This is a genomic window from Coleofasciculus sp. B1-GNL1-01 (assembly GCF_040220235.1).
In the GTDB taxonomy this organism is placed as follows: Bacteria; Cyanobacteriota; Cyanobacteriia; order Cyanobacteriales; family Coleofasciculaceae; genus Coleofasciculus.
In genome coordinates, this window is sequence record NZ_JAVJTO010000013.1 from 40,033 (window position 1) to 61,821 (window position 21,789).

The 21,789-nt window shown below is 45.4% G+C and carries 17 protein-coding genes; 8 read left to right on the plus strand and 9 right to left on the minus strand.

All coding sequences use genetic code 11. The annotated features are described in order from the left end of the window. The first annotated feature begins 227 nt into the window (after positions 1-227). Entirely contained in the window at positions 228-629 is a 402-nt protein-coding gene (locus tag RID53_RS02985) for a peptide chain release factor 1 (protein ID WP_446386706.1), read from the plus strand. Positions 630-817: 188 nt separating this feature from the next. Here the strand turns inward: RID53_RS02985 and RID53_RS02990 are convergent, their stop codons facing one another. Beyond that, positions 818-2,470 carry a cation:proton antiporter gene (locus RID53_RS02990; protein WP_446386707.1) on the minus strand — a complete coding sequence of 551 codons (1,653 nt, stop codon included), beginning with the start codon at positions 2,468-2,470 and terminating at the stop codon, positions 818-820. Positions 2,471-2,509: 39 nt separating this feature from the next. After that, complete coding sequence (locus RID53_RS02995; protein WP_446386708.1) at positions 2,510-2,893, minus strand: hypothetical protein; 384 nt, start codon at positions 2,891-2,893, stop codon at positions 2,510-2,512. Between the two features lie 279 nt (positions 2,894-3,172). Here RID53_RS02995 and RID53_RS03000 point away from each other — a divergent pair, with 279 nt between their 5' ends. After that, complete coding sequence (locus RID53_RS03000) at positions 3,173-3,715, plus strand: pentapeptide repeat-containing protein (protein WP_446386709.1); 543 nt, start codon at positions 3,173-3,175, stop codon at positions 3,713-3,715. Positions 3,716-4,619: 904 nt separating this feature from the next. Here the strand turns inward: RID53_RS03000 and ald are convergent. Beyond that, positions 4,620-5,717, minus strand: coding sequence for an alanine dehydrogenase (gene ald / locus RID53_RS03005; protein WP_446386710.1), 1,098 nt, complete (start codon positions 5,715-5,717; stop codon positions 4,620-4,622). Between the two features lie 188 nt (positions 5,718-5,905). Here ald and RID53_RS03010 point away from each other — a divergent pair, with 188 nt between their 5' ends. The 6 genes from RID53_RS03010 (at position 5,906) to RID53_RS03035 (ending at position 13,382) form a co-directional block, all read left to right on the plus strand. Next, positions 5,906-6,076 (plus strand): hypothetical protein, encoded by a 171-nt coding sequence (locus tag RID53_RS03010; RefSeq protein WP_446379195.1) that lies wholly within the window; start codon positions 5,906-5,908, stop codon positions 6,074-6,076. Positions 6,077-6,311: 235 nt separating this feature from the next. Then, complete coding sequence (locus RID53_RS03015; protein ID WP_446386711.1) at positions 6,312-6,608, plus strand: hypothetical protein; 297 nt, start codon at positions 6,312-6,314, stop codon at positions 6,606-6,608. A 71-nt stretch (positions 6,609-6,679) separates the two neighbouring features. After that, positions 6,680-7,105 (plus strand): heavy metal-responsive transcriptional regulator, encoded by a 426-nt coding sequence (locus RID53_RS03020; RefSeq protein WP_446386712.1) that lies wholly within the window; start codon positions 6,680-6,682, stop codon positions 7,103-7,105. A 49-nt stretch (positions 7,106-7,154) separates the two neighbouring features. After that, on the plus strand, positions 7,155-8,285 hold the full coding sequence (locus RID53_RS03025) for a WD40 repeat domain-containing protein (protein WP_446386713.1): 1,131 nt from the start codon (positions 7,155-7,157) through the stop codon (positions 8,283-8,285). Positions 8,286-8,713: 428 nt separating this feature from the next. Then, the gene (locus RID53_RS03030; RefSeq protein WP_446386714.1) at positions 8,714-11,920 is read left to right on the plus strand and encodes a PAS domain S-box protein; all 3,207 of its coding nucleotides are present in this window, start codon (positions 8,714-8,716) and stop codon (positions 11,918-11,920) included. 154 nt (positions 11,921-12,074) lie between these two features. Beyond that, entirely contained in the window at positions 12,075-13,382 is a 1,308-nt protein-coding gene (locus tag RID53_RS03035) for a sensor histidine kinase (protein WP_446386715.1), read from the plus strand. A gap of 285 nt (positions 13,383-13,667) precedes the next feature. Here RID53_RS03035 and RID53_RS03040 read toward each other — a convergent pair whose 3' ends face one another. The 6 genes from RID53_RS03040 to RID53_RS03065 all read right to left on the minus strand — a co-directional run bounded on the left by RID53_RS03040 (position 13,668) and on the right by RID53_RS03065 (position 21,585). Next, positions 13,668-15,119, minus strand: a complete 1,452-nt coding sequence (locus RID53_RS03040) for an ATP-binding protein (protein WP_446386716.1) — start codon at positions 15,117-15,119, stop codon at positions 13,668-13,670. 35 nt (positions 15,120-15,154) lie between these two features. Beyond that, on the minus strand, positions 15,155-15,577 hold the full coding sequence (locus RID53_RS03045; RefSeq protein ID WP_446386717.1) for a response regulator: 423 nt from the start codon (positions 15,575-15,577) through the stop codon (positions 15,155-15,157). A 110-nt stretch (positions 15,578-15,687) separates the two neighbouring features. After that, a complete protein-coding gene (locus RID53_RS03050; protein ID WP_446386718.1) occupies positions 15,688-17,256 on the minus strand; it encodes an ATP-binding protein in 1,569 nt (522 codons plus the stop codon). A 4-nt stretch (positions 17,257-17,260) separates the two neighbouring features. Next, positions 17,261-17,713 carry a response regulator gene (locus RID53_RS03055; RefSeq protein WP_446386719.1) on the minus strand — a complete coding sequence of 151 codons (453 nt, stop codon included), beginning with the start codon at positions 17,711-17,713 and terminating at the stop codon, positions 17,261-17,263. After that, positions 17,710-20,388 carry a GAF domain-containing protein gene (locus RID53_RS03060; RefSeq protein ID WP_446386720.1) on the minus strand — a complete coding sequence of 893 codons (2,679 nt, stop codon included), beginning with the start codon at positions 20,386-20,388 and terminating at the stop codon, positions 17,710-17,712. The genes RID53_RS03055 and RID53_RS03060 overlap by 4 nt, the downstream gene beginning before the upstream one ends. A 204-nt stretch (positions 20,389-20,592) precedes the next feature. Then, the gene (locus RID53_RS03065) at positions 20,593-21,585 is read right to left on the minus strand and encodes an alpha/beta fold hydrolase (protein WP_446386721.1); all 993 of its coding nucleotides are present in this window, start codon (positions 21,583-21,585) and stop codon (positions 20,593-20,595) included. Positions 21,586-21,789: the final 204 nt, after the last annotated feature.

Consider the following 21,789-nt stretch of genomic DNA (forward strand, 5'->3'; position numbering starts at 1 on the left):
TTTAAATGCATGACAGCTTAACTACGCCCTTGAGGAATATTGCCTCAACCACTGCGCCAACTCATCTTCAGTTATATGGTGCGTTACGCTATCGCTAACGCACCCTACATATAGAACATATAGAGCCTTTGCGTTAGTTCTCAGGTGTGCCACGCCAGTAGGTTTTGACGTTTCACGGGAGCTAGGGCGGTAGAATAGCAGGATGCCCTCAACTTGATAGATATCCCATGTATCGCTTACGTTCTCTCCCTTGGCGATCGCTACTCGAAATCTCAGGGATTACCACTGCGATCGCGATCGTCCTTGAAATTATCATCGGCTTAGGCGTCACCCAATCCGCCGCGATCCGCGAGATGATCCAGTTTCTCTATACTCCTCCCCTAGGGATGATCATCACCTTAATGGCTGCGGCGGGATTTGGAGTTCTCGCGGTTTATATTCTAGAACGCTTTTATCCTCAAGTTTTGATCAACAATAGCAGCTTGTGGGCATTAATCCCCTGTTTAGCCCTGACGTTGGGGTTAAAATCACTGTTGCCTGTACCTGCTTTCTTGGTAAGTTTAAGTTATACCAACTTATTTGCCGTTCTCGTTGGTGTATTTTGGAAAGGGCGTCCCTATTGGCGCTAGCAAACTGAGTTCAAGATTAGCCGTAAATCAACAATAGACTTAGACATTGCCCATTGCATAAGACACACCGAGCGTGTTACTGAGCGTGTTACTGAGCGTGTTACTGAGCGAAGCCGAGGTAAGTCGAGGTAAGTCGAGGTGTTGCCTATTGCCTGTCTCTATCACAAGACTTATTCAGCCACCACTAATTAGCAAACCCTGCGGCTTTTTACCGCCAATTCGCTTTGCGGATCTTCTACTAAGATAACCGGGATAGAACTTACTTCTAGAACGGCTTGCGATACGGAACCGACTCGCACCTGTTGCCAACGTTGATGTCCCCGTTTTCCCATGACAATATCTGCCACTTGATACTCTTGCGCCACCCGAATAATTTCTTCTGGAATGGAACCCTTGATCGTGATAAATTTATAGCGAATATCACTGAGTAATCGTTGAGTGCGATCGCGCAGCTTTTCTATGTCCTCTATCTCATCACTATTGATCACATGTAATACAATCACTTCACCATCCGTGCGTCGAGCAATACTGGCTACTTTCCTTAAAACCTCTGTCGCCAAGGGAGAGGTATCCACCGCCGCTAACAACACGGTATGAGTCACTACCGTTACTTTTGTTGGATCAACCTCTCCCCGTTCTAATAATTTTGGCGCAAACGTAGGAATCGCCCAAGCACCAATGGGTGCTGTGGTCAAAATAGAAAGTGCTGCAATGGCTAAAATAATTTCTCCCCCTTCAATCCCCCTGGCTAAGGGAATCGCACCAATTGCCGCTTGAACCGTTGCTTTTGCCATATTTCCCGGCAGCAAAAACAGCCGTTCTCGCCCTGTCCAATTACTTCCCACTGTCGAGAGATACCAACCCACGGGACGACCAACAAGCAAGCCAATGGCTAACACTAAAAGTCCTGGTAAAATTGTATTCCTTAATACTTGCAGTTGAACACTAGCGCCCAATAAAACAAATAAAACAATCTCCGCCACAACCCAAAGGCTATCAAATCCACCGCGTAGGCGTCGAGCCAACGGTGCATCCAATTCAATCAAAAAGAACCCCATTCCCATAGCGGCTAAGTAGCCAGAGTAGGGCAATACTTTTTCTACAATCACCAATAACAACGCAATTCCAGCGGCAATTAAAACATCTTGAACCGTATTTTGGGTCCAGTTTTGTTCCGTTAATAGCGAGACGATTAAACGAGCCGCCACGTAGCCAATCAAGATACCCAGTCCGATTTCAAGGAATACTTGCAACGGTAGTAATTGCAACGCCGAAAGCGTAAATCCTCCAGGAAAGGTGAGGGTTTCAATTCCGCCCTGACCTAAAAAACTTAATAGTAAACTGAATAAAAGTAATAATAGAACATCAGATAAAGCACTCCCTGTGAGAATGGTATCGGGAATTCCCTTCGTCACTCCCCAACCCAAACGTTTTAGCCGCAGCATTCCCGGAACAATTACCGCCGGAGATTCTGCGCCAATGATGCAACCTAAAAGTAATCCCGTGGGAACGTCAAACTGAAAAATCCAGATGGCGGCTAACGCGATCGCAATTGCTTCAAACCCCGCAGGCAAAAAGCCTAGCCGCAGCGCTACACTTCCCTGAGAAAGCAGCTTTTCCCGATCCAGCCCTAGTCCCGCCTTCATCAAGATAACCATCACGGCAACCGTTCGCAAACTATCCGCCGCTTCCAGCACATCTGAACTGATCACATTGCCAACTTGTGGTCCGAGGACAATTCCCACCAAAATCATACCGATTAACGGTGGCGCACCTAAACGACGGGCAATTTGACCCCCAAAAAAGCCCATCAATAAAATCCACAATGCGCTGGTTAACATGGAGGATTCTGGTTCTGAGGAAGGATAAGGGACGAATAATTAATTGGATTGACTATCACGACGCCCTAGTTCATAAACAGCGCCACTGATACAAGCCAGAAGCCCCATACTAATTGCCCAACTCGAACCCAGAGTGAGTTCAACACCCCAGTTGCAGCCAGCGCCAACGATTAAAAATGGCACAATGCTGAACAGGGAAGCATAGAAAGCATTTTGGGCTTCTCTTCCCCGACGAGTGCGTTCATATTCCTTCATGGAAGTGTAGAGCGATCGCTCGGCAAAGTTAAACCAGCGATTCAGTTGTTCCATGATCCAGTGGCTTAACGTCGAGAAGCCCCAGTACAGCGCTAGCGCCCACAACGATGCACCCGCGATCGCTGTCGTATTTAACTCGAATTGAAAGGGCAAAAGTTCAGTGATCATGAGTTGTTTGGTAAAATAGGGCGACTATTGACTCATTAATGTATCTTAACAAAAAGCAGTTTAACGGGTGAGAGGTAAGGTGCAAAGGTGCGGGGGAAGATGAGGAAGATGAGGGAGATGAGGGAGATAGGGGAGATGGAGCCGTTGTGATTTAACTCCAAACTCTACCTTACCCGATTGCCTATTGCCTATTCCCTGACAAATGACGAATGACAAATCCCAGCTTGCGGCAAAATAGGTAAGTTAGACCCCATCAGTTTTAAATGTCAAGAAGAAACGATGACTAATGCGAGCCAAAAACGAACCGAAAACAGCCCCAGTAAAAAAGCTGGGAAACGTTTAGCCATTGGAATAGGATTATTGATTGCACTTTTCGCGTGGATTGTAGATTTGCCTAGCGCGATCGCACAGGAGAATAGCGTCAACTATACGCTTACTGAATTACACTATCGAGATTTTTCTAATCAAAATTTAGAGGGAACCTCGTTTGCAGGTGCAGATCTACGCGGTGCCTCTTTTCGAGGCGCTTCTCTTCAAGGATCAATTCTCACCAAAGCGGCATTTTTTGAGGCGGATTTAACCGGAGCTAACCTGTCCGAGACTTTAGCCGATCGCGTTGTCTTTGACGGCGCTAATTTAACCAATGCTATTTTTACTAATGCTATTGCCAGTCGAAGCCGCTTTTTTGATACAACGATTACAGGGGCTGATTTTTCCGGTGCAATCCTTGACACCTATCAAATATCGTTAATGTGTCAATGGGCAGATGGCGTTAATCCTGTCACTGGCGTTTCCACGCGGGATAGTTTAGGGTGTCATTAATTAGGGGCTGCTGAATAAGTGTTGTGGTAAGCTGTTCGGCATTTAAACCTTAATATCAATAACGGCGAAAGCCTTGTAGTGCGAGCATCTTGCTCGCTACTCGAGCATCTTGCTCGCTACTCGAGCATCTTGCTCGCTACTAATACCCAATTTAAATGCATGACAGCTTAAGGGGGAGTTGGGGGACACCTCGACTTACCTCGACTTCGCTCGGTAACACGAAAGTTTATTACTGGTACACCCCAACCCTCAAAGATTTTGTCTATTAAAAAACAACAGCAACGTTTACATTTCTGCCAGTAATTTCCTCGGCTGACACAATTGGTTTTAGAGTTGCGCTGACTTACCTCACACCTTTGAGTCGCATGGCTCCGTGTCTTTTAGTTGAGGAAATATGAACAATACAGTTAATCGTTGCTGTTGTTTGTTGACGAGACAGATATTCGGGTATACAGATGGTTTGACCTCGTTATCGTTCAATATTGGAGTTACACTAGACTAGACTCGGTTATCTGTCAGGGAAGCTTTATGGCTTCACTTTATAACTTTACTCCGTTCTGGTTTTTGTGGACTAGCAATGATACAGAAGTTTGTTTATTGAAAAATAAGGTAATAAATCGATATAAGAGTTCACGGATCATCCAACTCTTGCCTAAATCCCTCCAGAGAAGCCGAAGTACGATAGCTTACGCCGTTATGCATTTAAATGGGGTATTAGTAGCGAGCAAGATGCAAAGCCTTCGGCATGGCTTCGCTAAACGCACTACAAGGCTTTCGCCATTATTGACATTAAGGTTTATATGCCGAACAGCTTATTGCCCATTGCCTATTGCCCATTGCCTAGCGCGTAGCGCACTACAAGGATTGCGCCATTATTGACATTAAGGTTTATATGCCGAACAGCTTACACCTTCGCGTTACTTAAATCAGGAAAAACCTCCCGCACCGCTGAATGAACCAACTGATGATTCTGGACATTCACGCCCTTTGCCAACGCCACATCTGAGGCGACAGCCTTAATTCCTTCATTGGCTAACTTGAGGACATAGGGTAACGTACTATTATTGAGGGCTTGAGTCGAACTCCAAGGTACAGCACCGGGCATATTGGGGACACCATAATGGACAACCCCTTCATCTATATAGGTGGGATTCGTGTGTGAGGTAGATTTCAAGGTTTCAATACATCCTCCCTGATCCACCGCCACATCAACAATTACAGCACCCGGATGCATTTGTTGCACCAAGCCACGAGGAACCAGAATTGGCGCTCGACGCCCCGGAACTAATACCGCCCCAATCAGCAAATCGGCTTGGGGAACGACGGCTTCAATTTGGGCTGAATTACTGTAAAGGAGTTCAACTCTGGAACCAAACAGGGTTTCTAAGTAGGCGAGACGTTCAACATTAATATCCAAAATCTGGACTTGAGCGCCCATTCCTACCGCTATTTTCGCCGCTTCTGTACCGACAACGCCACCCCCAAGAATCACCACCTTACCGCGTCTCACCCCAGGAACACCTCCTAAAAGCACCCCGCGCCCACCTTGCTGGCGTTCCAGAAATCGAGCGCCAAATTGGACAGAAAGACGACCCGCAATAATGCTCATTGGTGTCAGCAAGGGGAGGCGGCGATCTGGAAGTTCCACAGTTTCATAGGCGATCGCACAAACACCACTATCGATTAAACTTTCAGTCAATGGGCGATCCGCCGCCAAATGCAGGTAGGTAAACAGTAATTGTTCTTTCTGTAAATAGGGATACTCCGACGTTAGCGGTTCTTTCACCTTAACCACCAGTTCCCGATTCCACGCCTCGGCTGCTGTGGCGACAATCTTAGCGCCACTATGCTGATAGTCTTCATCGGTAAAGCCAGCACCCGCCCCCGCCTGGGTTTCAATCCAAACCTGATGTCCTGCTTCCTGTAAGACGCGAACACTACTAGGACTTAAGCCGACTCGAAATTCTTGGTCTTTTGTCTCTTTGGGTACACCGATTTCCATCGTTTTCCTTTATGTCATGCAGTTTTCAGACGTTGTGCCATAAGAACTAAGCTTATACTCCTTGCGCGATCGCACAACACTGTTGTTGAATTTGGTATCACTTAACTGTATTAATTCTGTCCTTGCTTGTTTAAATGTTAAACTTAGTAAAGAAATATAACTAAATCATTACACCATCCTTGGCAACTATGACACAACCCCAACCCACAACCACTCCCCAACTCGCCGAACCTAAGTTCGGTTTCAATGAATATGCTGAACGTTTGAATGGTCGAGCCGCGATGATTGGCTTTGTCTTGACACTGGCTATTGAATATGCTACTGGTCAAGGACTGCTAAGTTGGCTAGGTTTGCAATAATACTCTGACTCTTACGTCTCACGTCAATTGTAGGTAGGGGCGGGTTTAGCCACTGAAGCTAGCTTACCTGCCTATAACGGATAAACAAAACCCGCCCTCCTCCACCCCTAACTGATTGCAACTATAGAGTATTAGTGTTAAAGAATAATGGGTTGTCAGTTAATCTGTCGATTAATCGGATACCCTAGAAGTAGATTAAGCACTTACGTGGAATAGAGATAAATAGCAAACCGTGATGAATGCCTTAGGACCTCGATTCTGGAAGTTAGCCTACCGCAAAGAACCAATTTCTAGCTTTATTGTCACTGTCGGCGCTGTTGATGCCGTCATTGGTGGAGTTGGCGAACGCTGGTCACTGCTAACCTTTGGGTTAATGATGGTCATGTTAGCCGTTGGTATCCGCTGGTGGCAAAGCCAACGCCGCCAAACAGAACTGGCTGAACAACCTGTAACTCATCATTATCTGCCATCAAGTCCTTCCCGTCCACCCTTACCGATGCTCAGTACCAGCAAGCGTCATCCCCATCGCTGATCCGGTTTTGGTGCAAGTCGGGTGTAATTGATCGGAAACTCAGGGCGAGACAGGAAGGCGGATTGGCGAGAATGACGAGCAAAACACCATTAGAGCGATTGTATAAAATTGGCGAAGTTGCCAATCAAAGTGGATTATCCGTAAAAACGATTCGGTATTACGAAGAAGTGGGTTTACTGACGCCAACGACAACCCGTTCCGAATCAGGTTATCGCCTGTTTACCGAACAAACCCTGAATCGGTTAGCCTTTATCAAGCGATCGCAATCCCTCGGACTTAGCCTGAGTGAAATCCACGAAATCCTCGAGGTTCACGACTCCGGGAAATTACCCTGTGGTGCAGTGAAGCAACACTTGCTGCATAAAGTCGAGGAAATTAACCAGCAAATTCAAGCCCTAGAACTACTCAAATCAGAGCTTATCGGCTTACTCTCAGGATGGCAAGAGCAACCGCCGCGCGATCGCGTCGCTCAAACGATCTGTCCCAACATTCAATAAGTTCTGATAATTCCCTGTTCCCTGTTCCCTGTTCCCTGTTCCCTAACAAATGACAAATGACATAAGGGCAGTTTTAATCGGAGTGATGATAGGTTTGGCGACTATAAGCCATAAGGCAATAAGTCAGCCTTTACCTGTACCCGTTGCGCCGCCACCTCCGGAAAATCCTGCCCAACCGCCGCCTCCTACACCAACCAATCCACTCAATCCCGATAATTTATCTCCACCTCAACCTCTCTCCTCTCCTGAAGCCTGGAGAAATCCGCGACTAATTTACACGTTGACAGGTCATAACACAGCCGTTGATTCATTGTTCTTTAGCCTCGATGGAACAATTCTAATTAGCGGCGGTAGTCATAACGATGGCAAAATTAAATTCTGGCAGCTAAAAACAGGTCGAGAAATCGATAGTCTGCGAGCGCAACGAACTTCAGTATCTGTCCTAGGCTTATCACCCGATGGAGAAACCTTGGTCAGTTCGGGTACAGATTCTGCGGTTAATCTCTGGAACTGGAGAACCGGAGACTATATCCATCAGTTTCGTGATCATACCAGCAATGTTTTATCCTTGGCAATCACGCCAGATGGTCGCACCTTAGTCACAGGTGCTTTAGATGGAATTCGACTATGGGATTTAACCAAACAACGTCGAATGTATACCTTAGCGCGTTTCGATAACCAGACCTATGGACTGGCGATTCACCCCGATGGAGATATCCTGGCAAGTGGTCATAAGTTTGGTTCAATTAAACTTTGGAATGTAAAAACAGGACAGTCACTCAATCGGATTAGCGCCCATCGTGGTTCAGTTAATGCCTTGGTGTTTACACCCGATGGACAAACATTAGTCAGTGGTAGTTACGATCGCACGATTAAAATCTGGAATCTTAGAACGGGACAATTAGCACGGACTCTTTCGGGACATACCGGGCGAGTCTGGGCTGTGGCGATTAATCCCGATGGTGAAACTCTCGCTAGCACCAGCCGTGACGGGGTGCGGTTATGGAATTTAAGAACGGGTGAACTGTTAGCGTTACTGACAGCCCATGACGATTGGGTGCATTCCGTTGCCTTTAGTCCTGATGGTACACTCCTAGCAACAGGTGGATTTGATCGGCAAATCAGGATTTGGCAAATTTCTCCCGTGAGAGGTGAAGAGTTGGCACAAGGTTCTCAGTAGGGGCTTGGTTACTAAGCCCTTACTTCACTGGGGAAGCTGGGGGAGCCAATGTAGAGACGTGCCATGGCACGTCTGGAAGCTGGGGGAGATAGTAGCTGTTCAGTTATTTCTGCCTTCTTGCACTAGAATTTCTCCGGTACAGGCGTGTTCACTTAAAGGAAATCTAGTATAAACTAGAGGACAAAAGCGATAAAAGCTTAGCTTACTATAAAGCCAAGTTAATCTTTGGAAAAGAAAAGCTAATCAGCCGGAGAAAAGGACGCTCACAGAAGACGCGATCGCGAATCATCCAAGGGTCTGTTGTAATTAAAACAGTAGACGGAAAAAGTCAAGCAAAATTCATTTTTATTCAGAAATAACCATCTGATCAGTAGGCTAAGTTACTTCTGTTCGTCCGTTTTGATGTCAAAACATTTAACCCTAGAACCTTGGTCTCTTGTTTCATTGATAATTCCGATAGTCTATCCATGGCGACGGTGATTGAGTTGTGCCAAGCCATCTCTGGAGAAATTAGACTACAGCCCTTGCTCTCAACTTTAATCCAGATAGCCTTTGAGACGACAGATGCTCAAAGCGCTACCCTGATTTTGCCTCAGCCAGAGGGTTTAGTTGTAGCGGCTAGGGGGGTAAGGGGTACGAACCCCACCATTTTGCCCCTGACTCCCATCGAATCCAGCCCGGAGATTCCCCTGATGCTGGTTGAATATGTATGGCATCATCCAGACATTTTGATCGTCTCAGATGATACGACAGATGTTAAACGATGGTCAATGATCGCACTGAATCCGGGAGATGAGGGAAGTGAGGGCGGGTTTAGTACCATCAGGGCGGGAAACAACGATAATAATGAAACCCGCCCCTACAACCTCAACATTCAAAACTCAACACGTCCCCAATTGAGTGTATTATGTGCGCCATTAACAGTTGGTAATCAGGAAATTGGTATTCTTTACCTAGAAAATAATCAAACCAGAAGCGTATTTACGCGCGATCGCGTGGCGATTGTCCAACTCCTGTGCGTCCAAGCGGCATCGGCGCTAAAGAATGCTCAAGCCTACAACCATCTAGAAAACCATTCGCGAATCCTGGAGAACACTGTAGAACAGCAAAAGCAGCAGTTACAACACAGTGAATCCCGCTATCGTGCGATTATTGAGGATCAAAGTGAACTGATTTGTCGTTACAGCGCCAATGGCATACTCACCTTTGTTAACGAAGTCTATTGTCGCTATTTTGGCAAAACTCCCGAAGAACTAATTGGACATCGCTTTTTCCCCCTGATTCACCCGGATGATCAAGCGGTGTTAGAAGGCTTTATTGCGGAGTTGAACCCAGACAACCCTGTAGGTATAGTCGAACACCGTGTCATTCTAGAGAGTGGTGAGATTCGCTGGCAACAATGGAGCGATCGCGCTATCTTTGACGAGCAAGGACAATTACTGGAATTCCAGGCAGTTGGACGGGATATCACTGATTGCAAATTAACTGAAGCACGCCTGCGCCACAGTGAAGCCAGACTCCACGCCGTTGTTACCAGTACCTCCGACGGGATTATGATTGTCGATCGCCAAGGTCAAGTTCGCTTCACCAACCCAGCCGCCGCCAATCTCTTAAATCAGGATGTAGAAGAATTACTCAACTATAACTTTGGACTACCCGTTGGTGTGAATCAAACCACAGAATTGGGAATTGTTCGTGCCGATGGACAACTCAGCTTTGCTGAAATGAGTGTGGTGGAAACGGAATGGGAAGGTGAATCGGTTTTTGAGATTTGCTTGCGCGATGTCACCGAACGTCAACGGGCGGAAGCCGCATTACGAGAAAGTGAAGAACGCTTCCGGGCAATATTTGAACAAGCCGCCGTGGGCATTGCCCTGGGGACACCATCGGGACAGTTAATTCGGGTCAATCAGCGATTTTGTGACCTGGTAGGATACGAGGAATCGGAATTATTACAGCTTAGTTTCCCCGACATTACTCACCCTGATGACCGAGGCGCAGAACTTAATGATTTAACTCAATTATTAGCAGGTCAACGTTCCACCTATTCTAGAGAAAAACGCTTTATCCGCCAAGATGGTCAATGGCAATGGGTCAATGTTGCTGTATCCCTGGTGCGAACTTGGATGGATACCCCTAATTATATTATTGGCGTCGTTGAGGATATCCAACAGCGCAAGCAAACGGAAGTCGCCCTGCAACAGGCTTTAGATGCAGCAGAAGCGGCTAATTATGGCAAAAGCGAGTTCTTGGCAAATATGAGTCATGAACTGCGTACTCCCCTCAATGCTATCCTGGGCTTTACTCAACTCATGGCAAGGGATGCATCTCTAAATCAAGATCAGCAGGATTATTTGGGCATTATTATTCGTTCGGGTGAACATTTGCTGGATTTAATTAATAATGTCCTGAATATGTCCAAAATTGAGGCGGGTAGGATTTCCCTATCAGAAAATAGCTTTGACCTTTACAGTTTGGTCGATTCCATTGCCGAGATGTTGCGCTTGAAAGCCTTATCAAAGGGGTTACAACTTATGGTTGAGCGCACGGCAAATGTACCTCGCTATGGGGTGGCGGATGAGGGAAAATTGCGGCAGATCTTGATTAATTTAGTCGGTAATGCGGTTAAATTTACGTCACAAGGTAGGGTTATTTTGCGCGTGCAAGGGATATCCGATAGGATAACCACACCTACGAACACCGATACTCAATCCCGGCTGTTTTTTGAAGTTGAAGACACAGGCGTTGGCATTCCGGCGGAGGAACTGGATACCCTGTTTCAGGCTTTTGTGCAAACGAAAACCAGTCAGCGATCGCAGTCGGGAACGGGTTTAGGTTTAGCGATTAGTCGTCGATTTGTCCAGTTGATGGGTGGGGACATTACCATTAACAGTACTCCAGGTCAAGGTACATTGGTAAAATTTGATATCCCTATTGGCATTGTTCCCCAAGACCAGACTCCTAGCCAACCCTTAAGTCAACAGGTTATTGGCATCGCACCCGACCAACCCAACTATCGCATTTTAGTGGTTGAAGATCAATGGGCAAATCGCAAACCCCTGGTTAAGTTTCTGGAATCCTTAGGATTAGACGTGCGAGAAGCCGATAATGGTCAAGTGGCAGTGGCTATTTGGGAACATTGGCACCCTCATCTGATTTGGTTAGATATGCGAATGCCGGTGATGGATGGGTATGAAGCCACCCAATTAATTAAATCCCATCCTCAGGGAAAGACAACCGTGATTATTGCCTTAACCGCTAGCGCTTTTGATGAAGAACGAACCGCTATTTTAGATGTCGGTTGTGATGATTTTGTCGCCAAGCCCTTCCGAACAGATGCGATTTTAGAGAAAATGGGACAACATTTAGGACTCCGTTATCGCTATGAAAATGCTGATCCACTCTCATCTGATGCCGATACACCAATATTAACCCCTGAGGATTTAAAGGTGATGCCGACAACTTGGATTGCCCAGTTGCACCAAGCCGCCATTCAGCTCAATAGCAAGCAGATTATTCAGCTTATCGAACAAATTCCCCCAGAACAGACATTATTCGCCAAGGCGTTAACTGATTTAGTTAATAATTTTCGTTGTGATGTCATTATGGAGATAGCTCACCAAGCTATCTCCTGATAAAAATCTCCCTTTTTCCCGGTAGTTTAGATAGGGGACATACTTCAATAGAATATTAGTTGGATACACTCTAATTTAATTCCAGCTCCCTCTGCTCCCCCTAGCCCTTGCCGTATTACACTATCCGCCATTCTTATGGCAGCCAGACTCGCTTATGAATAGTTATCAGCAAAAAACAGCAAAAGGAATTATTTTAATCGTTGATGATACACCCGATAGCTTACGTCTGTTGGAAGCCGCACTAACAAGATATGGCTATGAAGTTCGCAGCACAGTCAACGGCAGCATGGCATTAATGGCGGCAAAAGCGGTAGCACCTGATCTGATTTTGTTGGACATTAAAATGCCCGACATGAATGGCTATGACGTTTGTTCAGCCTTGAAAGCTTCACCTGTCACTCGTGATATTCCGATAATTTTTATTAGCGCGTTGGATGAAGTCTTTGATAAAGTCAAAGCCTTTGCCTTGGGAGGAGCTGACTATATTACTAAACCTTTTCAATTTGAAGAGGTTTTGGCGCGTGTTGATCATCAACTGACGATTCGCCAACTTACCCAGGGTTTAGAGCAACGAGTTGAAGAACGAACCGCCCAATTAAAACAAACCTTACAGGAGTTACAACAAGCCCAAGTTCAGCTTGTACAAATTGAAAAAATGGCAACCTTGGGTCAACTGGTAGCCGCCGTAGCTCATGAAATTAACAATCCTGTAGGATTTATTAATGGAAATCTCAGTTGTGCCAAGGATTATACAAACGATCTGATTTCCCTGCTGCGTCTGTATCAAGACAAATTTCCCCATCCCGGGACTGAAATCGAACAAGAAAGTCAGGATATTGAACTTGATTATTTAATTGAAGATCTGCCCAGTATTTTATCCTCAATGAAAAAAGGAGTTGATCGTCTCTTTCAGTTAAGTAGCTCTTTGCGAACCTTTTCTCGTTTGGATGCTCATACCAAGGTAGTCTTTAACATCCATGATGGAATCGATAGTACACTATTAATTTTAAAGCACCGCCTTAAGGCAAATGATAAACGTCCAGCAATCGAAGTGATTAAAAACTACGGCGAATTACCGCCTATTGAATGTTATCCTGGGCAATTAAACCAAGTTTTTATGAATCTTATTGCTAATGCGATAGATGCATTAGATGAATTACAGACAAAGAAGTCCAAGGACTTGAATAAAGACTATCTGCCTCAAATTAAAATTGATACCGACATTCAGTACGATCAAGAAATTGTTATTATTCGGATTCGCGATAATGGAATAGGAATGCCAAGTCAGGTAAAAGACTGCATATTTGATAATTTTTTTACCACCAAGCCTGTGGGTAAAGGAACGGGTTTAGGCTTATCGATTGCGCGTCAGATTGTAGTCGAAAAGCATGGAGGTTCCCTAAATTTTAGTTCCGCACCCGAGCAAGGAACCGAGTTTGTGATTGAGTTGCCCATGTCATAAGTCTTTTGGTCTATAATTTGGGCTTGCTGCATGAGTGTGGAAGCTAGACCAGATAAGGGTTTTAAGCCATTTTCCTACCCAACAAGTGCAAGGTTTTTACATCATAACCGTCAAAACCCTGGAATTTGTGCCTCCGCCAGCGCCAAATTTTCCCTCGACAGAGGCTTGAAACCATTGCCCATTGCCTATTCCCTATTGCCTCTCCCCACCACAAGACTTATTCAGCAACCCCTAATTTGTCATACTCGCTTCCCTTGAGAAGCAAGCTACGTCCTTTGTAAGAATTTAAAAGCCTTTCGGTAAAGTTACTGTAAAAGTTGTACCGACACCAACCGCACTGGTCAATGTAATTTCTCCCCGATGAAGTTCCACACATTTTTTGACGATGGATAACCCCAATCCAGTGCCACTAATTGCACCAACATTACTGGCGCGATTAAAGGATTGAAATAATCGAGCTTGGTCTTCTGGGGGAATGCCGATTCCAGAATCCGAGACTTGTAATATGATTTGTGAGTCTTCACAGGTTAAGTGAACGCCAACATTGCCGCCATCGGGTGAATATTTAATCGCATTGGAGACTAAATTTGTAATAATCTGGCGCAATAACTTAGCATCGCCGTTCAATTGGTTACCATTCCCCTGATTGCTAAAAACTAACCGATAGTTATCCTCCTGTCCCACTTGCACCTGAGAGACTAACTCCTGAGTAAATGGGATAATCTCAATCGGTTCTGGCTTAAATTCTAACTTATTCAATTCTGCTTTACTAATAAATAAGACATCATCGACTAAGGCGGTTAAATGCTCGACGGCTGACTTAATTCGTCCTAAATGCTGCTCTTGCTTGACATCACTTAACCGCTGACGATATCGACTTAACATTTCTGCACTGGAGAGAATTACAGTCAACGGTGTTCGGTATTCATGAGACACCACACTAATAATTTGGGATTTGAGTTGATTGAGGTGTTTTTCGGTATCTAAGGCGCGACGCAGGCTTTCTTCGGCTTGTTTACGGGGAGTAATATCTCGCAGGGAGGCGAGATAGGCTGATTCACTATTCCAGTTCATTTGCACCAATCGCATTTCCACAATTACTGAGTCCCCGGATGGCTGTTGAATCGTTAGTTCCGTGGTTTCCTGATGGGTAAAGGGAAAGCCTAAGACGGCTGCATTGAGTTGATTAGCGGGACAACCCAACAGCGATTCGGCGGCTGGGTTAGCAAATACAACGATACCCTGGGGATTAATCATCACCATACCATCGGCGTTTTGGCTAATAATGGTGCGAAGTTGTGCTTCTTTGGCTTGGAGTTCCTGATTCTGTTGCTTAAGTCTTAAGCTGAGGTGCTGACGCTCAATTCCATAGCGGATAGAACGAGATAGTAAATGGCTATCAAATTGTCCTTTCACTAAATAGTCCTGCGCTCCCGCTTGCACGGCGGCTAAGGCAATATCTTGATCTGCTAAACCCGATAGAACAATAATTGGGATATCAGGATAGTGAGAGGATAGGCTGAAAAACGTATCAAGTCCTTGGGTTTCAGGTAAAAATAAGTCTAACAGTATAATATCATAACTCTGCTGTCGAAGATAGTTAATTGCCTGCTGAAGCGTCTCCGCTTGCTCGATGTCAACCGTGAGGTATTGCGCCTTTTGTAGTAATCTTTTTAGTAAAAATGCATCGTCTTGATCGTCTTCGATTAAAAGGATTTTAGCAGATATATTTTCCATTGTATTTCATTTAAAGTGGCAAACGACTGTAAGAATTAAAAATTAGGAAGATGAACAATTGTAAACCAAAACTCTCTAATTGATTGAACGACGGATGTAAATTGTTTCAACCCAATAGGTTTACTGACATAGCAATTCGCACCGAGTTTATAGCTTCTAAACACCTCGGATTCATCATCACTGGTGGTGAGAATCACCACGGGGATATGCTTAAGCCGCTCATCGGTTTTGATTTGGTGCAAAACCTCTCGTCCATGTAATCCTGGCAAATTCAGATCCAGTAAAATTAAGTTGGGATGGGTAGCTTGATTGTAGTCACCCTCTTGGCGTAAGTAAGCCAGCGCTTCTTCACCATCAGAAATGACGGTGAGACTGGATTTAACTGGTGATTTTTTCAGCGCCGCTTCCGTTAAATCGGCATCTCCTGGATCATCTTCGATTAAAAGGATTTGAATCATTGGTTATTGGTCATTGGTCATTGGTCATTGGTCATTGGTCATTGGTTCTTTGTTATACTCATTGCTCTTGAGAAGCAAGCTACGTCATTTGTTATTTGGGATTAGTCCTCCTAAGTTTTTCTTAGTGTAAAATAAAAGGTTGTACCTTGACTAAATTCTGATTCTAACCAAATCTTTCCCCCCTGACTCTCGACAATTTTACGGACAATGGCTAACCCAATCCCGGTTCCGGGATATTTACTGCGACTGTGAAGACGTTGGAAAATTTCAAAGACTCTATCTTGGTATTGAGGTTTAATTCCAATCCCGTTATCCGATACCCTAATTAACCAGGAGTCTTTCTGGGATTCAGCGCGAATCTGAATCTGGGGTGGAATATCTTGACGGAATTTGATTGCATTACTAATTAAGTTCTGAAATAACTGTCCCATTTGGCGAGAATTTGCCGGAACGGTTGGTAAAGACTCAGCGATGATTTGAGCCTGATTTTCGTCAATACATACACTTAAATCCTCCAGCGTCTGGGCTAAAACTGTATTCAAATCTGTTGCTCGAACTTCTCGGTTATCCCGACCGACTCGTGAATAGGTCAATAGGTCTTGAATCAGGGTTTCTAGGCGAGTCACTCCATCGGTAATATAATGAATATATTTATCCGCCATTTCATCCAGTTGTCCCTGGTAATCTTCTGCCAGTAATTCGGTATAGCCTTTAATTTTTCGCAAGGGTTCGCGCAAGTCGTGGGAGGCAATGTAAGCAAATTGTTCGAGTTCTTGATTGGAAAAGGTCAGTTCTCGGTTGGCGTCTTGTAGTTTCTGTTGTGCCTGTTTTAATGGGGTAATTTCCACAACTAAGCTGCCAATTTCATCAACTGTGTGTTTTGGGAAAAAAATGGGAAAGTAAGAGGCTAACCAATAGCGGGCAACTCCCGGATTGCTGGCAGTTTCTCCAGTTATTTCTTGATTGATTAGCGGTTTTCCGGTGGTGAGTACCTGGTGTAAAATTGGGGTAATGGTAGACGCCAGATGAGGTAAAACCTCTTCTGTAGTTTTACCCAGATGCTCATCTACAGATAAACCATTAATTTCTGCCAATGCCTGATTAATCTGCTTAAATTTTAGGGTTTTATCCTGAATTGCTAGTCCAACATTGGCATTTGAAGCCGCATAAAAAAACTCATTCAGTAACTGTTCCCGTAAAATTACGGCTTGGGTTTGCTCCTGAACGCGCCGTTCTAATTCTTGATTGGCTTGATGTAGCGCTTGTTGGGTTTGCCGCAATTTTTGCTCACTTAAGCTGCGCTCAATCGCATAACGAAGGGAACGAACTAATAAATCTGGAGTAATTTGTCCCTTGACTAAATAATCTTGCGCCCCTTGGCGAATAATGTCAACGGCAAAGTCCTCATCGGCTAATCCGGTTAATACTACGATGGGGAGTTTGGGGTGATGATTCTGTAGGTCTTTGAGGGTATTTAATCCGTTACTATCGGGTAAACAAAGGTCTAATAACACCACGTCAAAGGGCTGGTGATGTAAACGCGCGATCGCACTGTCTAAATCTGTCGCTGCTTCCACTTGAAACTTGGGCGTTTTGACTTGAGCGAAGATGACGTTAATTAAGTCTACATCGCCGGGGTTATCTTCCACAATTAAAACAGTAATGAACGGCTTATGCATCAGATTAATTCCCCTTAGGTGGTAATTGAACGCGAGTTAACCAAAAGGCTTCAATCGACTGAATCACTTCCAGAAAATCCTCTAGCTTCAGAGGTTTAGTCAAATAGCAATTGGCATGGAGTTGGTAAGTTTGACGAATATCGACCTCCGAGGCAGAACTGGTAAAAATAATCACCGGAATGGCTTGGAAATTGGGGTCAAATTTAATCTTTTGCAACACTTCGCGACCATCCATTAAGGGGAGATTCAAATCCAAGAGAATGAGGTCAGGGCGAGGCACATCGGTATAGGGTTCCTCATGGGATAAAAATGCCAACGCCGCTTCCCCATCTGCCACCCCATGTAATCGATTCGGGATTTGGCTGGTTCTCAGGGCAACTCGGGTTAAATCCACATCTCCTGGATTATCTTCAACTAACAGAATCTCGACTTGTTTATCCCCAGACGAATGAGTCATCGGCACAATCCCCCGGACTCAGGAATGGTAAAGTAAAATGTCGCGCCCTGACCGAATTCTGACTCCACCCATATCCGCCCTCGGTGACGTTCGACAATCTTTTTACAAATTGCCAATCCTATCCCGGTTCCTGGATATTTTTGCCGTGTGTGCAGGCGCTGAAAGATAATAAAAATTCGCTCTTTATGTTTAGGCGCAATACCAATCCCGTTATCCTTCACCCAGAAGCACCATTCCCCATTTTCTAGCCTAGCCCCCACGTCAATGACCGGAGGCTGTTGACTGCGGTATTTAATCGCATTACTCATCAGATTTTGAAAAAGCTGGATGAGTTGGGTTTCATCTGCCATCACCGATGGTAAAGTGTTAGAAGTGATCCGAGCATCAGTCTCCTGGATGATCATCTGGAGATTGGCGATCGCAGAATTTAATGCGGCATTACTATCAGTTAAGCGAAAGGCTCTGCCTTTTCTATCTACTCGCGAATACAGCAGCAAGTCATTGAGTAGGGTTTGCATCCGTTCTGCCCCATCAACAGCATAGTTGATGAATTTATCTGCTTCTGCATCTAAGCGCCCCTGATACAACTGTGCCAAAAGTTTTGTATAACTGGCGACCATGCGTAACGGTTCTTGCAAATCATGAGACGCTACATAGGCAAACTGTTCCAGTTCCGCATTCGAGCGTTCTAATTCCTGGCGTTGATGAACTTCTTGTTCCAGCAGTTGGGCTTGACCTAAAGCAATGCCCACCTGATCTGCCAATTGGCGGAGTAAATCAATTTCTCCACTCGTCCACTCTCGCCCAGATTGACACTGATGTACGATTAACAGACCCCAAAGGGCTGACCGTTGCAAAATTGGCACCACCAAATTGGCTTGCACATCAAACTGTTGCAGCAAGTCCCGATAACAGGGTTTAATATCTGCCTGGGCTACATTCGCGATCGCGGCAACTCTGCCGTTGCGGTATATCTCTCTGTATTGACGATCAAAGCACGGATCAGCGATGGTTTGTCCTAGAATAGCCGGAAAATCTGGCATCACCGCTTCTGTGACCACGGTTCCAGTACCATTGGTATCAAATTGATAAATAATCACTCGGTCAGCTTCCAGAATTGTCTGGATTTCCTTCACCGTCGTTTGCAGAACCTCTTCGATTTGCAATGACTGACGAATCTTTTGGGTCATATCTACCAGCAATTTCACTCGCCGATTTTGGCGCAATAGTTCAGCTTCAGTGTGCTGGCGTTCGACAATTTCACACTCCAGTTGCTGATTGGCTTGGGTAAGGGCGGCGGTGCGTTGGCGAACCCGGGCTTCGAGTTCTGTGTTCAGTTGCTTTTCCCGTTGATAAAGCTGATTTTGCATCACCGCCATGGACAGGTGCAGCCCCAAAGCCTGGATTAATTCAATGTCGTCTTCTGCCCACGGATTGACTTGACCCTGTTTAATTTCTCGCCACTCCTCAAAGGATTGCCGCACTCGGTCATTGCGTTCATCGGGATCAAACCGTCCTGCCCAAAGGATATCGGTTTCCATTTCATCCCGAAATAGGCTTAAAACCCCTAAGTAGTCTTCACCATACCCCAATGGCATCAACAGTAAACTGCGAATGGGCGTGTCTTGGAAGGCGTCGGTGACTCCAGCCAGTAGGGGTTCTTGATAGAGGTCAGTTAGGGTAAAAACCGGATGGGTGGTTGGTTGACCCCTGAGGGAGAGGCTTGTCGTCTCACCCATACAAGTTAAATCCGCTTTAACCGTCTGTTTCTGCTGCGTCCACATCTCCCAGGCTGGTTTCATCTGTTGCCATAAGCCCATAGTTTCCAAATCAACGCTGGGTTGAGTGCCACAGGTATACAGGTTGACGCTAGGGGTGGGTTCCGATAACGGTAGGTATAGTCTGCCCCCCGACGCCCCAACTGCCGCAACCATTTGTTCTAAGACTTTCGGTAACGTGGCTGACACCTGCCAAGACCCATGTAGCTGGGTGGCAATTTGATTCAGCAGAATCTCCCGTTGCGCTTTGGATTCGGCTTGACTGAGGAGGGTGGATTGGGCAATGGCGATCGAGACTTGGTTTGCCACCAGTTGCGCTACTTCCAAGTCGCTGAGGGAAAAGGGTTTTGGTTGAGCATGATGGGAGATGAGCAATCCCCAGAGGTTCTGACGATTGAGAATCGGCACCACCAGCGTAGACTGCACCCCCATATTGGTCAGGTATTCGACATGGCAGGGGTCTACAGGGCGTTGTAAAATATCTGCGATCGCGGTGTCCCTGACCTCTTGTACCGTTAAGTTTCCTGTGGTTTGAGGATTTTCCAGGTAGTTGAGCGTCATCTGTTCAGACGCCACATCCACAATTGTGCGAACCCCTGCCTTAATGAAGAGTTCACGGGCGTGGGGAGGAATATCTGCTGCTGGAAAATGTAACCCCAGCAGTGAGGGCAGGTGATTTTGATAGATGGACTCGGCAATGACTTCCCCTGTCCCATCTGGCGCAAAGCGATAGACTTTTACGCGATCGGTCTGTAAAAACGATCGCATTTCTGCCACAGTCGCCGATAGAATATCCATCAAATCCAGAGACTGACGGATACGATCAGTCATCCGGTGTAATAAAGCTTCTTGGGTCAGGGATGGTGGAGTGGGGTCTGATGCTTTTCGCTTACTCACAGTATTGATTCCCTGTAGAAGTTTAGGAAGCGTCATTCAGCCTAATTCTGTCAAACTATAACATAGTTTTCGTCTATTTAAATCCGTAATTCCACGGACAGACATAGCGAGAGTTCCGGTTAATATTACCTTCTATCAATGGTAAGCATCAGAAGTTTTGATGAACTAGAAAAATCAATCAAAATAGGATGATTCGCGACCCAATCACTCCGTTTTTCCCTGTTCGCTAACAGGATTCAGGAACTGTGCGATCGCCTGATTGAGTTGAGTGCGATCGTTCTTGTCTCGTCCAAACGCCGCCGCATGACCATAAACTGAGTTTAGCACCATAACTTGGGCATGAGGAATGAGTGCAGCTTCTGCAGTGACATCAGCGACAGCAAAATAGGCATCCGTGCGAATAGGTAGAAAGAGAACCTTTGCTTTTATACTCTTCAAAGCCTTTTCTAAACATCCATCCATACCCGGCGTAAAACTAACATCATGATTCGCCCAAGTTTGAAAATGACATAATAGGTCATTCGCATCTTTTTCATGATAGCGAGTACGCCACTTCGCCAAAAATTCATCCAGAGAATTCGCCTGAGTATCAGGATATCTTTGATATACCTGTAAAGAATAAAACTCTGGCGAAAAAGCCCAAGGTGCCCAAGCTTCAGACATGCGTGACAATCCCAGTAAGGGAGGTTCTGTATAATTCCCCTCTTGGAACGCCGGATCAGAACGAATACAGGTGACTAAACTATTAAGAAATAGACGAACATGCCAAGTAGCGCGACAACTTCCGGCAATAACCACAGCGTTTTCTACCCTATCCGGATAACTCACCGCCCATTGAATTGCCTGTTGTCCTCCCATACTCGCACCAACAACAGCACGAATCCTATTAACACCAAGATGATTGAGAAGTGCAGCTTGTAAATTCACATTATCCCGAATCGTTACCGCCGGAAAATTAGCACCATTAAACGGTGGCGACGTATTACTTGGAGAACTACTGCGCCCATTCCCCAACAACTCTGTATGAATAATCCAATTTTTTTTCGCATCTAACGCCAACTTAGCACCCCGCAGATAAGCCAAATCATAATAACTTTGTGCAAAAGCCGTACAAGTTACAATTGGCGGTTGTGATGACGGTGTACCACTAATTCGATAAGCTAAATTCACATTAGGCAGTACAACACCAGATTCCAATTGAAAGCGCTCAAGTGTAAACCTCTTAAACTTAGGTGCTGGAAAAATACCCATTAGTTGTCATTCGTCAGTTGTTAGGGAACAGGGAATACCCACTTACAATGAGCATCAGCTTATATAAAGTTTATACTATAAAATTCAACCTCAAACATACCCAATTCCTCTGCGCCCCTCTGCGTTAACCTCTGCGTCCCTCTGCGTTGA

Excerpts from the sequence above, each read along its gene's own strand:
- RID53_RS02985 (WP_446386706.1), top strand. The coding sequence starts at position 228 with ATGTATCGCTTACGTTCTCTCCCTTGGCGATCGCTACTCGAAATCTCA.
- RID53_RS02990 (WP_446386707.1), bottom strand. The coding sequence starts at position 2,470 with ATGTTAACCAGCGCATTGTGGATTTTATTGATGGGCTTTTTTGGGGGT.
- RID53_RS02995 (WP_446386708.1), bottom strand. The coding sequence starts at position 2,893 with ATGATCACTGAACTTTTGCCCTTTCAATTCGAGTTAAATACGACAGCG.
- RID53_RS03000 (WP_446386709.1), top strand. The coding sequence starts at position 3,173 with ATGACTAATGCGAGCCAAAAACGAACCGAAAACAGCCCCAGTAAAAAA.
- ald (WP_446386710.1), bottom strand. The coding sequence starts at position 5,717 with ATGGAAATCGGTGTACCCAAAGAGACAAAAGACCAAGAATTTCGAGTC.
- RID53_RS03010 (WP_446379195.1), top strand. The coding sequence starts at position 5,906 with ATGACACAACCCCAACCCACAACCACTCCCCAACTCGCCGAACCTAAG.
- RID53_RS03015 (WP_446386711.1), top strand. The coding sequence starts at position 6,312 with ATGAATGCCTTAGGACCTCGATTCTGGAAGTTAGCCTACCGCAAAGAA.
- RID53_RS03020 (WP_446386712.1), top strand. The coding sequence starts at position 6,680 with ATGACGAGCAAAACACCATTAGAGCGATTGTATAAAATTGGCGAAGTT.
- RID53_RS03025 (WP_446386713.1), top strand. The coding sequence starts at position 7,155 with ATGACAAATGACATAAGGGCAGTTTTAATCGGAGTGATGATAGGTTTG.
- RID53_RS03035 (WP_446386715.1), top strand. The coding sequence starts at position 12,075 with ATGAATAGTTATCAGCAAAAAACAGCAAAAGGAATTATTTTAATCGTT.
- RID53_RS03040 (WP_446386716.1), bottom strand. The coding sequence starts at position 15,119 with ATGGAAAATATATCTGCTAAAATCCTTTTAATCGAAGACGATCAAGAC.
- RID53_RS03045 (WP_446386717.1), bottom strand. The coding sequence starts at position 15,577 with ATGATTCAAATCCTTTTAATCGAAGATGATCCAGGAGATGCCGATTTA.
- RID53_RS03050 (WP_446386718.1), bottom strand. The coding sequence starts at position 17,256 with ATGCATAAGCCGTTCATTACTGTTTTAATTGTGGAAGATAACCCCGGC.
- RID53_RS03055 (WP_446386719.1), bottom strand. The coding sequence starts at position 17,713 with ATGACTCATTCGTCTGGGGATAAACAAGTCGAGATTCTGTTAGTTGAA.